Below are 14,274 nucleotides of genomic sequence, written 5' to 3' on the forward strand. Positions count from 1 at the left end.
ATGACAATCAAAGAAAACCAAAGTCTTTGTTAAGCTTCTGAGCTATCAAAGGCTTGAGTTGCTTATTAAGTAACCTTTATATCTACTGTGAGTGATATATGAGCCAGACAAAGAAACATTCCTTTGAAGCCGTTAGTCTATTGACTGCCGCAAACGGCATGCTTGAAGCGACTATTATCCCAGCGGTGAATCAACCAGATTGGATCGTACCAAGCTCACTGATACTAGATAGCCTGGACTATAATCAGGATTATAGCGATGTAGCGAAAAGCGAGGAGTCTGTTACGACCTATACTTGGCAACAGCAGTCAGTCGCGGTATTTCGTTTGCTAGCGACAGAGCAAGCGCCAGATAGAGTGGTTATATTGGAAGGTAATACGGCCGAGGAGCGCTTAGCTTTATTCACTAAAGGTGAGCTGCGCCGCATTGAAGTCAGTATCTCTGAGGTTCAAGATAGCGAGTTACCTAAAGAGTATGCAGGAAGCCGCGCCACAGCTAAAAGCGCAAATGATGATAAGGTAAGCGAAGAGTCAATCCCCTCTTACTTGTATCAAGCAATTGTCATTGAAGAGACGCCCTATATCGTACCAGATTTAGACAAGATTGCGCATCAGCTCGTCACGCTTAGCCAGTAAGCTTTTTAAATCTATTATTTATTTAGTCAATTTAGCGTAAGGGTCACAAGCCTAAAAGTTGATTTGATGAAAATAAAACGCTAAAAAGCCCTAAGTATCTAGGGCTTTTTTTTAGGGCTACTAATATCTATAGAGCGCTTAACTTACAGAATGCTTATAGTTAGGGAGCTTATAATAGTACAAGCTAACGAGATCAGCGCTTATGCTCAGGCAGATTAATATTCATCTCTAATACATCGAGACTATCTTCGGAGCGATGATTGATATTGACATCATCGATCTGAACGCCGTTAACGTATTTATTGACCACTTCTAGTATCTCACGTTTCATTTTTTCGATACGGTCTGTAGTCAGCCGACTATTTAAGCGGTTTTCACTAGCAACGATGACTTTCAATCGTTCGGTTGCCATGTTAGCACTGCCACCACTGCGGTTGTCATCTGTGCCAAATAAACTGCTCCAAAATCCTTTCTTTTTACTCATCCTTAACCCCCAAACCAGCGCTGTAATAGACTCTTTTTCTTCACATCGATATGACGTAATGGTCGCTCTTCTCCTAAGAAGCGCGCAACAATATCATCATAACATTGACCGGCTACCGAATCGGTGTAGTGAATCACCGGCTCACCATGGTTAGAGGCTTCAAGTACAGAATGACTCTCAGGGATGACGCCAAGCAAAGGCACTTTTAGAATGTCATTTGAGATAGTGTCAATGTCCATCATCTCATTAGCCGCCGCGCGCTCAGCGTTATAGCGACTGATGACCAGATGCTCGCGCACGCTTCCTTGATTCTCTTCAATTTTCTTAGTGCGACTTTGCAATATACCAATGATGCGATCAGAGTCACGTACAGATGAGATTTCAGGGTTAGTGACGATGATAGCTTCATCAGCGTGGTACATAGCTAGCTGGGCGCCGCGCTCGATACCGGCAGGAGAGTCACAGATAATATAGTCAAACTGCTTGGACAGCTCAGCCATAACCTCAGCGACGCCTTCATCAGTAAGCGCATCTTTGTCACGGGTCTGACTAGCAGGCAATATATATAAGTTCTCAAGCTGCTTGTCTTTGACTAAAGCCTGCGACAAGCGGGCGTTACCGTTAATGACATCAACGAAGTCATAGACAATACGGTTCTCACAGCCCATGATTAAGTCTAAGTTACGCAGGCCAACATCGAAATCAATGACCACTGTCTTATAGCCACGTAATGCTAAACCGGCGGAAAAAGAGGCACTAGTCGTGGTTTTACCGACGCCGCCTTTGCCTGAAGTGATTACAACAATCTTTGCCACAGTGGCACACTCCTATGAATGAATGAAAACTAGAGTTCCTTTTAGACCCTAATGATATCGCTATTGAATAAGTTTTAATTCGTCAAATGCTGGTTTAATTCGCTAAATACTTATATTTATTTATCAGAACCATCAGCACGCTTTCAAGCTTAAGGTTTATTTACAGTTTGCGCTCATAACCCTAACATAAATCGGTAGAGAGTTACAGTTGCTACCGCCATTATCCTTTAAGCTATATTAATTGAATGTTTACCAATATCGTATAAAAATATTTATCTATAATGGCGAATTATCAAAGCTATGATAGCGTAGTTTTGTTACGGTAAACTACCGTTATATTTCTTATGAGTCAACATTCTCTTCTAAACATTGACTACAGCAAGAATTAGGCACCATCCATAACCGTAAATACTAAGCCTTCACCTTCTACAAAACGCACTTGCACTGATTTGTCGATGATATCTTGCGGTATGTTGTCGCGTAGACAATAAGTACCGGCGACTGAAACTAACGAAGGATTGAATACTTGGCAGAATATACGAGCATCTTTGTCGCCTGTTGCACCTGCCACCAGTCGCCCTTGGGCACGGCCGTACACGTGCAAGCTATTATCCGTAATCGCTTCGGCGCCGCTGTTGATACTATTGGTCAAGATTAAGTCGCCGCCAACGTGATTTATGCTTTGACCTGAGCGTAGCATTTGATCATAAATCATACTGGTGATATGTTCAGCAGGCAGCCAAGACTCGGAGTCTGTCGCTGCCGAAGCGCTACTAGCTTGAGAGTCAGTCGTCAACGCATCTGCGGTATTGTTAGGACTATCAGTAGCTTGAGCGCTGCTATCGGCTACCGGCTGCGTGATGGGTTTTTTGACAGGTAAAATCCGTTCAATACGCTTGCCATCAGCAGGAAAAATAGCCAGACGCTGCGTGCGCGCTTGCTCTTCGAGTATACCAGTGACTGCGCCAATAGGCTGTAGCCCCCATGACCACAGAAATTCAACCAAAGCTGGCAAGTCTTGCTCGACGCTACTATCAATAATTACAGGTATATTGCTGGTCTTATTACTAAGGGTGGTCGCCAGTTGTGCATCAATCAAGCTCAAGTCGTTAGTATGCAGTTGTAAGCGCGAAAACGTCAGCATCTTGCCATACAAAGTCACAGCAGGAGTAGCAGTTTGGCGGTCAGTATCCGTCATGGTCATTATATAAATCCTTAAAAGACTAAGCTTGAAACACTACAGAGTAAGAGTAACAGAATAAAACGATGTTTATGATGATTATTAGACATTTACTATCAATGATAATAAGCTGACAGTGTACTAAGGGTGACTAGAGATTAACAAGCCTTTAGGCATAAAAATTAGCAGCTTTAACAGACCCTATTCTTTTTTTGATAAAAGCGTTCATGTCTACAAAAAAACTATTATTTAAAGCATTGTTCAAAAAAGTAATAATAAAGTTGTTAAGAAAGGTATGAATAAAAAAGCACCAATCAAAATCTTAGCATATCTTGATGTTTCCATTGCTGTATTTTTACTTGCGCCTCAAAGGCGATTAAGCTGTCACTGATAATCTTTGCGATCAGGGTATTTAGAGCAGGGTGATCGATATCAAGCTGTGCCACTCCTTTAGCAATGGCCATCATAAGAGGGTCTAAGTTTTTGTCATCAAGCAGCCGTGCATTGAGTGAAGTCGCTGTGTTGACGCCGATATTGTGCGCGATGCTTTGCAGTTGCGACTCAATAAGACCGCCTGCGATAGGAATCAAGCGTAGCAAGCGATGCAGCTCAGGCGTATTAGCAATGCCGTCTTGGATAGCATGACCCAACTCTTGAGCGATAATATCCTCACCCGTGGATGAGTTGTTAATTTTGCGCAGCTGCGGTACTAGCTCAGAGCGTAGCAAATCGAGTAATACGGCCTCAATGTCATCACGATTGTCGCCTAAGCTTGATTTGATAAGTGATTTTTGAGTCACCGGATTAGTAAGCTGTTGCCGATAGTTATCGATAGCGGTAAGTATTACTCGATCTGATAACTCTTCTAGTACTAGGTCGATATAAAATTTAATTCTATTCAACCAAGGCTGAGGCAATACTTGATAGCCAAGCTGATAGAGACGACGACCGATAATCACGACTCGAAACAACCTAAGCGCCCGCAATTGCGGGAAGCAACCAAGCACTTCATACCAGTGCACAAAGGGGAAGAAAAACCAACGATAATAGACGTTTTCTTTGATAGCAATCGCCCAGCGCACCAGCAGCTCAAAAATCAAAAAAAGCGTAAAAAATCCACCTAGAGTACGCAGGGGCTCGTGCAGTACTTCTCTGTACCAGCTTAGCGCTTCAGTGAGTGACAGCCACCCTGCGACATTACCACTAAAGCTACTCATCAAGATAGCATCAAGACTAATCAAAAACAGATCGATACTGATGACGATAATCATGATGATATCGTAAGTCAGCTTGAAGCGATTGGGCTTTGGACGCTCTGGGGATAGCTTTGGGTCTATAGTTGGCTTGACAGCGCTATGAGGTGCGGACACAGTTATCCCTTTTGTTAAGTTGTAGATGTATAAAGTTTGCGTGGTTTGAGCTGAGTACTATCATATGAAGTCGAATCAAGACAAAGCATAAGTTAAGAGTTTAGCTGAGTTTAAGCGGCAGACACAGTATCATTTTCAGGTTTTTTTTCAAAATCAGCCAGCATCTCAGTGATACGCTGATCTTTTGCTTGCCAAGCCTTGTCAACCCAAGCAAAAAACTGCTCTTTTATTGCAGTATTGGTTTGATAATCATTGCTTTGCATATCGATCAGTAGTTGTTTGGGTATGTCAATGTAGCGTACCTCCACGCCTAAGCGCTTGATATTTCCTTTCCATAAATCACTATAAGTCGGTATGCCATCGGGATAGACAATAGTCATATCCAAAATCCCATCAATCTCATCTCCTAAAGCATTGATAGCCAGCGCTAGCCCTCCTGCACGCGGTCTGAGCAGATGCGTATAAGGGGCGTTTTGTGCATCGCGCTTCGCCGGAGTAAAGCGGGTACCTTCGATATAATTGAGTAGGGTGAAGGGTTTGTTTTTTAACAATGCGCAGGCACGCTTGGCCTCTTCGATGTCTTTACCTTTGAGTGCTGGGTTTTTTGCAATGGCTTCTTTGGAATGGCGGCGCATCATCGGGAAGTCCAAAAAATAAAAAGCCTGGCCAATAACTGGGATGTAGATAAGCTCAAACTTGGTAAAAAAGCGCGTCAGTGGCAAACGGTTTTCACTAATGTACTGCACAATACTGGTATCGACCCACGATTGATGATTGCTAATCAGTAGATACTTACCCTCAGAGCTGATATCTTCAGGCAGGCTGATACGCCAATCCTTATTAGGTAAAATATTATCTATCAGCGCATTATTACTATGAATCCAGCGATTGGTCACATTAATGACCGTTTTATCAGCTATTTTTGAGCCGGTAATGACTTTGGCCGCACCCATCAACCATACTGGCAAGCCTGCTGCCATACTAGTACCAGTAATCACGCCTGTAGCGGTGGTCAAAGAAACCGCTTTGCCAAGCTTTGGTGTACGCTGATGGAGTTTTTGCATAAATGTGGCGAGTTTCATAAAGTATCCTTACTGATATCACGGAGCGCCTACCGAGTGGTCATCACCAAAATCTAGCGAATAAAGATGACTAAAACCAAATGATAATGGCTAAAACCGAATGATAACGACTGAAAATAGCATCGATTTTAGCAGTTTTTTAGTTCAGTGTACGAGTGTAAACGTAAATAATAATACTGAAACGATCGTCTCATTAACTCAGCTAGCACTAATATTAGCTACATTAATCATTCAAGAGTAACTAAACGAGGATAATTCTACTAGACCACTCAATGAAACTCGGTTTATATAGGGCGTGTTGAACATTCACAAATGCGCACTGCTGATCGCTACTAGTTAATCAAAGCTGTGTTCTAGTCGTCGTTAAAATTGCAGATAATGCTTATTGCATTGGTTAGCTGATTTTATTTAAACAGTCACAACGACTAGGGCGATTTTAGCATCAGCCCTAACTACAACAACAGGGACAGGACTATTTTTTGCCGCTTTATTGATAAAAATAGACGCTTAGAACGACTAAACTTACCATTTTTATCTGCAAATCGCCTAAAAAATAGTCTCTGTCAGTGCCAAGGTCGAATGTTCAACACGCCCTAGTAATAAATGACATCAATCAAAGACAATTTATGCAGTTTTTGTACAGAGGTATGACAAAATATTACACATAGAGAGCGTCGTCTGGTCATAATAGTAACGATTGTCATAGATGACCAGTGAGCTATTTTTGTAATCGCTATAATTTTTTGCTTAAGGATAAAGTAAAAATATAATCAACTAGGAACATAGCGTTTCAACAAACTTAGCTGTATGAACGGGCTTGCTGTCATTATTAGTCGTTCAAGGTGTCAAAAGCGATTGTTATAAAGCTTTAGTCACCAAGCGTTAATTAAAAGTCACTGATTATCAAAATAAAGTAGCAACATTTTTAAGTGATACTATATACATTATAACTATTCATTCAATTTGAGAGGAAATAATTATGCGTAACCAACTTATGATTGCAGCAGTAGCATCAGGTCTAGCTTTAAGCGGCTGTACTACTGATCCAAACACCGGACAGCAGCGTCTAAATAAAACTGCTTTAGGTACTCTAGCAGGTGCAGCAGGCGGCGCGGTAATCTCTAAAGCAACAGGCGGCGAAAAGACAGGTCGCGACGCTGCTATCGGTGCAGCTCTAGGCGCAGGCGTGGGCTATTACATGGAGCGTCAGGCCAAGCAGCTTGAGCAGCAAATGGCAGGCACTGGCGTTACTGTTGAGCAGAACCCAACGACAGGTGACATTGATCTAGTCATGCCAGGCAATATTACTTTCGGTTTTGATGATGCGACCTTAAGCCCTTCATTCAAGCCTACGCTTGATAAGCTGGCTTCTACTATGAATCAGTACAATAAAACAACGGTAAATATCGCTGGTCATACTGATAGTCGCGGTGCTGCTTCTTATAACATGGGTCTGTCAAGAGATCGCGCTTATTCAGTAGCGAACTATTTGAGCGCTCGCGGTGTAGCCTCTAACCGTATTAACGTCGTCGCTTACGGTGAATCGCGTCCAGTCGCTGACAACAACACAGATTATGGCCGTCAGCAAAACCGCCGTGTTGAGTTAACTATCAACTCTCCACAGAGTGTCAACTAAGCCATAACATAAGGTTATAACTGGTTTATATCGTCTAATCAATAATTAAAAGTCAGCTTACGCTGGCTTTTTTTTGTTTAAAAAAACTTCTAACGGACATAAATTTGATATAAAAGCTGCGTAAAAGTGAATTAAAATCGGCTTAATTTATAGTTGATAATAGTTATCAATAACAATATAATTCGTAAACACTACTATTTTATATATAAGGTCTTACTAAGGATGCCCATGACTATCAATACCGCGCCGAACCGTAGAATCCTGCCCACGACTTTAGCAGCGGCTCTAGCGGGTTTATTGCTGCTATCAGGCTGTACCAAGCAGACCGATGAGGAAGCCGTAGCGGCTGAGACACAAACCACGCAAACTGAGACTACCAATGCAGGATCAGCGGCAGAGCAAGCGGGAATTGATAGGCTACTAGTCAGCTATGCAGATATGGCGCACGCCGCTTATAAAGACTCGCTTGAGACTGCAAAAGATTTACAAAATGCCGTCAACACGTATGTCGAGGCGCCTACTGAGGCGAATCTTGAGGCAGCAAAAGCGGCATATAAAGCAGCGCGTCAGCCGTATTCGCAGACTGAAATCTTCCGCTTTGATGAGGGTTTTGTCAGCGCAAATGATGAGCGTGAAATAGCTAGCGTCGATGGCTGGGAAGGGCAAGTCAATGCTTGGCCACTTGATGAGGCGCTCATTGATTACGTCGGCGATGATTATCAAGGCGAGTACAATAGCCAAGATAATATTATCAATAGCGATAGCATTGCAGTCGGCAGTATTCAACAAGATACCAGCGCAATTAGCCCTGATCTATTGGCTGAAATGAGCGAGATTGGCGGTAGCGAGGCCAATGTGACGACGGGCTATCATGCCATTGAGTTTCTGCTTTGGGGTCAAGATACTAATGGCGTCTCTGAAGGCGCAGGCAATCGTCCTGTTAGCGACTATTTGACTACTGAGGGCGAATGTACTAGCGGTGATACGGTTAATACCGATGCGAGTATATGTGAGCGCCGTGGTGAGTATCTAAAAGCGGCAACTCAATTGTTAGTCGATGATTTGAGCGCGATGGAAGCCGAGTGGCAGCCTGCGAGCGAAAATACTTTACGTAGTGACTTACTTGAGCGCCGCGGTGATAATGCACTGCGTCAGATCATGTATCAGATGGGCAGCCTTGCCTTGGGTGAGCTGGCCTCTGAGCGTATGCAAGTGGCCTTTGTCACCGGCTCCACCGAAGATGAGCATGAGTGCTTTAGTGACTTGACTCATTTAAGTTATGCTAATAATGCGCGCGGTATCCAAAATGTGTTTAATGGTACTTACAAAACCGTCGATGGTAAATCAGTAGGCGGCTATGGTGTCAAGCAGTATCTCATTGATAAAGGTCACACGGCCGAAGCTGATAAGCTCACTGCTGACTTTAAACGCGTAGAAGATGCCTTCAATGTGGTCGTTGAAAAAGGCGAAAACGAAGGCATTAAAGTCGATCAGATGATAGCGACCGTCGGTCAAGCAGCCAAACACGGCATCACCGCTGAAGAGCAAAACAAGCGCCGCAGTTGGATCGAAAATAGCATCAATAGCTTACAAGAGCTGACCGCTGGTATCGAGAGCGCGGCCAAAGCGGTGGGCATTGATAACTTAGATGCTGATGCAGGCTCGCAGTTTTAGCATCAAAACTTATTATCAAAGCTTAGCATCAAAGCTTAGAATCAAAACTCTGCAGCATATTTGCTAAGTCAGTATGTCTTGATAAGAGCAATTTTGGTAAGCGCTTGATTTTGCTATACTGACATGGTTGCTGTCATGATAAAGCTATTGGTAGCGCTATCTAAGCGTTGATACAACAGGCACGTTGTCAACTGAGTTTGGCAACGTGTTTTTATTTAGATATATCCCCTGCTTAAAAAGCGTTTTGTATTCAGTATCTTATGCCACAACCCTTCCTACGAATAACCCATTAGGAAATAAGGTCACTTTATGAGTGTCAGCTCCTTATCCACTAAGCTACTAAAACTTAATCCTGCACTCTTTGATACAGCTACCTCAAAGCTAGCGTTAAGCTTGCTATCGGCTCTGGCCTTAGTAGCTTGCCAGCCAGCAGAAAATATCTCGGACGAAGAGACTGTTTCAGAAAAAGAGACCATATCAGACTCAGCGCTATCTGCCGAGCGCACGCAAACCATAGAGCAGTTGGCAGGCGTGCCGATGCAGACTTTAGCGACCTTTGATCCGCAAGAGATTAAGCAGGGCGGCGACACCGGTATCACCATTACCAGTAGCGAGAGCTACTCAAAACCGTCTTCTAACTTGACGGCCTCGCGTAAAGGCGACTTTTTTATTGGGAATGCTTTTTTTAAGCAGCCTTGGGTAGTCGCGCCCGCTAGCACCGATAGCCGCGATGGTCTTGGCGCGTTATTCAACGTTGCCGCTTGTCAGTCCTGCCATGTCAAAGATGGCCGTGGTCACGCGCCGATGACTAGCGAAGATGATGCCGATAGCCTATTGATTCGTCTCGCTATGCCAGCGACAACTGATGAAGAGCGCCAGCAGCTGGGTAACTCCTTAATCGAAAAAATTGTGCATCCGATGTACGGCGGTCAGCTGCAAGATCGCGGTATTCAAGGCGTGCCGGCTGAGGCGCAAGTCACCGTGACTTGGACGGATAAACCAGTAACCTTTGCTGATGGTCATATCGAAACGCTACGTGCGCCAACTTTTGAATTGACCCATCCAGGCTACGGTGATTTTGATGATGAGCTTATGGTGTCACCAAGGGTAGCTTTGCCGATGATAGGGCTTGGCTTGCTTGAGCAAATCCCTGATGCCGATATCAAAAAACAAGCCGATAGTGAGGATAGAAATAACGATGGTATTCGCGGTACCTTTAATTGGGTTATGGATCCACAAAAGGGCAAAACGGCACTGGGCCGCTTTGGCTGGAAAGCGGGGCAAACGAAGCTCTTAACCCAAAATCAGAGCGCCTTTAATGAAGATATGGGGCTGACCTCAAGGATTCGTCCTAATGAGTCTTGCACGCCGTTACAAACCGCTTGTCTTAACGCAACCACTGGCGCTGATGATCAAGGGGATGGCAAGTCGCCTGTCGAAGTCAGCGATGAGGTTGCCAGATTTGTGGAGTTTTATACTCGCAACTTAGCTGTGCCGCATCGCCGTGATGCTGATAGTGAGCTAGTACTAGCGGGTAAAAAACGCTTTTATGAGATCGGCTGTCAAAGTTGTCATACGCCCAGATATGAGCTACCAAAAACGGACGATGATCATCTTGAGCAGCATGGACAAGTGATTTATCCTTATACCGATTTGCTCTTGCATGACATGGGCGATGATCTTGCCGATCGAACGATCGCCGGCACCTTGCCGCCAAAGGATGCGCAAGTTGAGTTCCTAGCCAACTCTTATCAGTGGCGCACGCCTGCGCTCTGGGGCATAGGCCTTGCGCAAACGGTCGATCCGCAAGCGACGTTTTTGCATGATGGACGGGCGCGCACGCTGATGGAAGCGGTGCTCTGGCATGGCGGCGAAGCGCAGAGTCAACAACAAACAGTGCTAAAACTTGATAAACAAGGCCGAGCTGAGCTTAACGCTTTTTTAAAGTCGTTATAGTCAGTACAGTCTAAATATACCGAGAAAAATATGAAAAATAACACCAATCCTTTATTAGTGATGGCATTATCGGCATTGAGTGCAGGCATACTTATCAGCTGCGTCAAACCCGCCGATGACAAGCCCGCCACTGACAACGACCGCCCAAAAGTGGTCGAAGAAAATAGCGCGACAACAGAGACAACCGGTGCAGCTGCTAGCGCTTCAGCTGACATTACCCCTGTAGAGATTAGCGCGGAGACCGAAGAAACCTACCTCACTCATGTCGCCGATGATCTGATCATTCCCGCTTACGCGGACGCCGCTCAACACAGTGCAAGCTTGCATAAGTTAGCGAAAAAACACTGCCAGCAAGCGCCTGTCAGTGGTATTGAGCTACAAGAGCTGCGCAATCAATGGCTCGTATTAGCGCAAGCATGGGCCAGTGCCGAGATGATTAACTTTGGCCCCGCAACTGAGAGCATGAGCAATCTATATATTAACTATTATCCTGATGAGCGCGGTCTGGTGCATGACGGCGTCGCTGAGCTAATAGCGGCCAATCCAAATTTGACCAAAGCGCAGCTTGCTGATGAAAGCGCTATTGTCCAAGGTGTGCCGGGTTTAGAGGAGGTCTTGTATGCCAATGATAGCTTAGATGCCGCGCAGTGCGCTTATATCATTGGTGCCAGTAGCGCTTTGGCGGATCGTCTAACAGCGATCGAAAATAATTGGCGTAGTGATGCCGTCCAGCTACTCGCTATCGATAAAACTGCCAATAGCGATCAAGGCCTCAATCAGTGGTTTAACTCGTTGCTATCCATGATTGAGACCACCAAGTCGAGCGCTATTGATCAGCCTTTAGGCCTCACAGGTACCGCCAAAGGTCACGTGCCAGCAGCTACAGCAGGGCAAAGCCGCGCGATCATTAATGCTAAGCTTGCAACCTTAAACAAAGCGCTGACAGATCCGGTACTCAGCGCCATCTTGAATAGTAAAAAAGAGAGCGTTGTCGGTAATAATCTATCGACTTCCTTGGCGCAGACCACGACATTGCTCGCGCAAATGCCTGAGGACATAACCCAAGCGGACAAGGCCGATCAGCAGAAGTTGCTTGAGCAGATGGCAGAGATTACCCGAGTCATCAAACGCCAACTGATTCCTACGCTTGGCATACGTGTTGGTTTCAATAGCACCGACGGAGACTAGAATTTTGGTGGTTAAGCTAAGGGTTTATCGTTTTATAAATAATGAGTCAAAGACTTATGATAGCTGACTACAAAACTACGAGAAATAGTAATGCAAAATAAAACGTCAAATCCGGCTTCTAATGACTTTTTGAGAACTCTATCCGCGACTGTGACTGCGACAGCGGCGATAGTTGGCGTGCATCATTATTATCGTAAGCAGCGACAGCCAGAAGCGCGTTTGCAAGACTATGTGATTGGCATCAGCGCTAAAATGCATTTATCAGCACCACTACCGCGCCTACAGTACGCTTATCAGCAAGCAAAGTTGGCTTATCAAAATTATCCTGATAATAGCGCGCAAGCGGTAATTATTGAGGATAAGGCAAATGCGCTAGCTGAACGTCATACCACCACTATGTTACCGCGCCCAGTCTGCTGGGTGAGCGGAGTGGCAGCAATGCCTAAAAGCGTAAGCTTGGCTAATAGCAAAAACACGCACAATGACAATGATCATGACTTTGGCGTCGTCGGTATCGACGCTGATCGGCAACTCGTCTGGCAAACCACTATGCCTGAGCGCGTGCACGATATCGTGGTGCAGCCTATGGCTACTAAAAACACCCAATCGCGCGATGTGGTCGTCATGGGTCGCCGTCCTAGTGAAGGCTTTTGGGTGCTAGATACCGCAAAGGGGCAAGTCAAACACACTATCAAAGCCGCTGCCGATCGGCACTTTTATGGTCATGCTTGCTATAGTTCGGATGGCGCCCAGCTGTATATTACCGAAAACGATACGATCAGCTTAGAGGGTAAAATAGGCATTTATAACGCTGCTAATGGCTATCAAAAAACGGGCGAATTTGACTCACATGGTATCGGTCCGCATGAGCTGATTATGCATCCTGATGGCGAGACTTTAATCGTCGCTAATGGCGGTATCAAAACTGAGCAGGCCTCGCGCGAGGAGCTAAATCTAGACAGCATGCAGCCGTCTTTGGTTTATCTTAATCGTCATACAGGCAAGCTCCTAGAGCAAATCACCCCTGAGCATAATCAGATGAGTATTCGTCATCTGGCTATACATAATGACGGCACAGTGATGATAGGGGTGCAGTTTCAAGGCGAGCGGCATATTAATGTGCCGTTGGTGCTGACGCATCAGCGCGGAGACGCAGACTTTGCACCTTTATTTATGCCGAATAACCAATGGCAGCGCTTCCATCAGTATATCGCTAGCGTCGCGGTTGACAGCGAGCGTAATCTACTCTCTGTGACCACGCCTATCGGCGGCTGCGCGGCTATTTATGACTTAACCACCCGCCAGCTGATAGACTCAGTGCCCTTGCCTGATTGTGCAGGCGCGTCAGTGCGCGTAGGCGAGCAAGGCGGTTTTATTGTCAGCGATGGGCAAGGGCAGATAACGACTTTACTGACCCCTGATCGCACTGCTATCACTACTGATAGCGTGACGCACAAAATGTCTTTTGACAATCATTTGCAGGCACTTTTATGAGAGTGCGCCGTGCCTAGCCAAAACCTCATTGATAAACATAGGACGCCTTTATTGCAAAGCGCTATCGAGCGTTTGGCGGCAGCTAATATTGAGCTGCAAATCAGTAAAAAACGCGTTAAAAACATCAACTTTCGGCTAAAACCCAATCTCTTAACCGTCTCTGTGCCAGGATCTGTAAGCACCATACAAATGGCGCAGTTTATCGATAAGCGTGTCGCGTGGGCATTAGCGCACCATCCGCAAGTGCTAGAAAATTACCAACGTAAACAGCAGCGACAATCCCAAGCTGGTTTACCTAAACTCGCTGAACCTTTATGGTTATGGGGCGAGCAGCAGGACTTTATACTCAGTCACGACAAAAAAATCGCGCTTTATCGTCAGCAGCTTTTACAAGTTATGCCAGCGCTGTTTGAGAAGTGGCAGCCAATAGTTGGGGCAGAAGCGGCAGAGACGCGTATTAAAAAAATGCACACGCGTTGGGGCAGTTGCAATACGCGCGCACGCCGTATTTGGCTATCAGTATACTTGCCTGCTTATCCTATAGAGTGCTGCGAGTACGTCATTGTCCATGAGTTATGTCATCTACATCATGCTAATCACAGCCGTGAGTTTTGGCAAACGGTAGCCACAGCGATGCCGGAATATAAACAGTGGCATGATACATTAGCAGGTAAAGACGAGACGTTAGATTAGGGCGTGTTGAATATTCGACCATGGCACTGACAGAGACTATTTTTTAGGCGATTTGCAGATAAAAATG

12 protein-coding genes are annotated in these 14,274 nt (G+C 45.2%); 7 read left to right on the forward strand and 5 right to left on the reverse strand.

Features of this window, described 5'->3' with window-relative positions; all coding sequences use genetic code 11:
- Positions 1–98: 98 nt before the first annotated feature.
- Positions 99–635 (forward strand): hypothetical protein, encoded by a 537-nt coding sequence (locus I3248_RS08710; RefSeq protein WP_238063325.1) that lies wholly within the window; start codon positions 99–101, stop codon positions 633–635.
- 193 nt (positions 636–828) lie between these two features.
- Here I3248_RS08710 and minE read toward each other — a convergent pair whose 3' ends face one another.
- From minE to I3248_RS08735, 5 genes are all read right to left on the reverse strand, one after another.
- Positions 829–1,119, reverse strand: a complete 291-nt coding sequence (gene minE / locus I3248_RS08715; protein ID WP_025644764.1) for a cell division topological specificity factor MinE — start codon at positions 1,117–1,119, stop codon at positions 829–831.
- 2 nt (positions 1,120–1,121) lie between these two features.
- Positions 1,122–1,934, reverse strand: coding sequence for a septum site-determining protein MinD (gene minD / locus I3248_RS08720; protein WP_025644762.1), 813 nt, complete (start codon positions 1,932–1,934; stop codon positions 1,122–1,124).
- A gap of 385 nt (positions 1,935–2,319) precedes the next feature.
- Positions 2,320–3,138 (reverse strand): septum site-determining protein MinC, encoded by an 819-nt coding sequence (gene minC, locus I3248_RS08725; protein ID WP_238063326.1) that lies wholly within the window; start codon positions 3,136–3,138, stop codon positions 2,320–2,322.
- 290 nt (positions 3,139–3,428) lie between these two features.
- On the reverse strand, positions 3,429–4,484 hold the full coding sequence (locus I3248_RS08730; RefSeq protein WP_238063327.1) for a hypothetical protein: 1,056 nt from the start codon (positions 4,482–4,484) through the stop codon (positions 3,429–3,431).
- Between the two features lie 110 nt (positions 4,485–4,594).
- The gene (locus I3248_RS08735) at positions 4,595–5,566 is read right to left on the reverse strand and encodes an acyltransferase (protein ID WP_238063328.1); all 972 of its coding nucleotides are present in this window, start codon (positions 5,564–5,566) and stop codon (positions 4,595–4,597) included.
- Positions 5,567–6,545: 979 nt separating this feature from the next.
- Here I3248_RS08735 and I3248_RS08740 point away from each other — a divergent pair.
- The 6 genes from I3248_RS08740 to I3248_RS08765 all read left to right on the forward strand — a co-directional run bounded on the left by I3248_RS08740 (position 6,546) and on the right by I3248_RS08765 (position 14,207).
- Positions 6,546–7,202, forward strand: coding sequence for an OmpA family protein (locus I3248_RS08740; RefSeq protein ID WP_238063329.1), 657 nt, complete (start codon positions 6,546–6,548; stop codon positions 7,200–7,202).
- A 228-nt stretch (positions 7,203–7,430) separates the two neighbouring features.
- On the forward strand, positions 7,431–8,876 hold the full coding sequence (locus I3248_RS08745) for an imelysin family protein (RefSeq protein ID WP_238063330.1): 1,446 nt from the start codon (positions 7,431–7,433) through the stop codon (positions 8,874–8,876).
- Between the two features lie 309 nt (positions 8,877–9,185).
- Positions 9,186–10,832, forward strand: a complete 1,647-nt coding sequence (locus tag I3248_RS08750; RefSeq protein WP_238063331.1) for a di-heme oxidoredictase family protein — start codon at positions 9,186–9,188, stop codon at positions 10,830–10,832.
- Between the two features lie 30 nt (positions 10,833–10,862).
- Positions 10,863–12,020: an imelysin family protein gene (locus I3248_RS08755; protein WP_238063332.1), complete on the forward strand. Its 1,158-nt coding sequence runs from the start codon at positions 10,863–10,865 to the stop codon at positions 12,018–12,020.
- A 90-nt stretch (positions 12,021–12,110) separates the two neighbouring features.
- Positions 12,111–13,514 carry a DUF1513 domain-containing protein gene (locus I3248_RS08760; RefSeq protein ID WP_238063333.1) on the forward strand — a complete coding sequence of 468 codons (1,404 nt, stop codon included), beginning with the start codon at positions 12,111–12,113 and terminating at the stop codon, positions 13,512–13,514.
- Between the two features lie 9 nt (positions 13,515–13,523).
- Complete coding sequence (locus tag I3248_RS08765; RefSeq protein ID WP_238063334.1) at positions 13,524–14,207, forward strand: YgjP-like metallopeptidase domain-containing protein; 684 nt, start codon at positions 13,524–13,526, stop codon at positions 14,205–14,207.
- The last annotated feature ends 67 nt before the right edge of the window (positions 14,208–14,274 follow it).

Source organism: Psychrobacter sp. Ps3 (assembly GCF_022129275.1).
Taxonomy (GTDB): Bacteria; Pseudomonadota; Gammaproteobacteria; order Pseudomonadales; family Moraxellaceae; genus Psychrobacter; species Psychrobacter submarinus.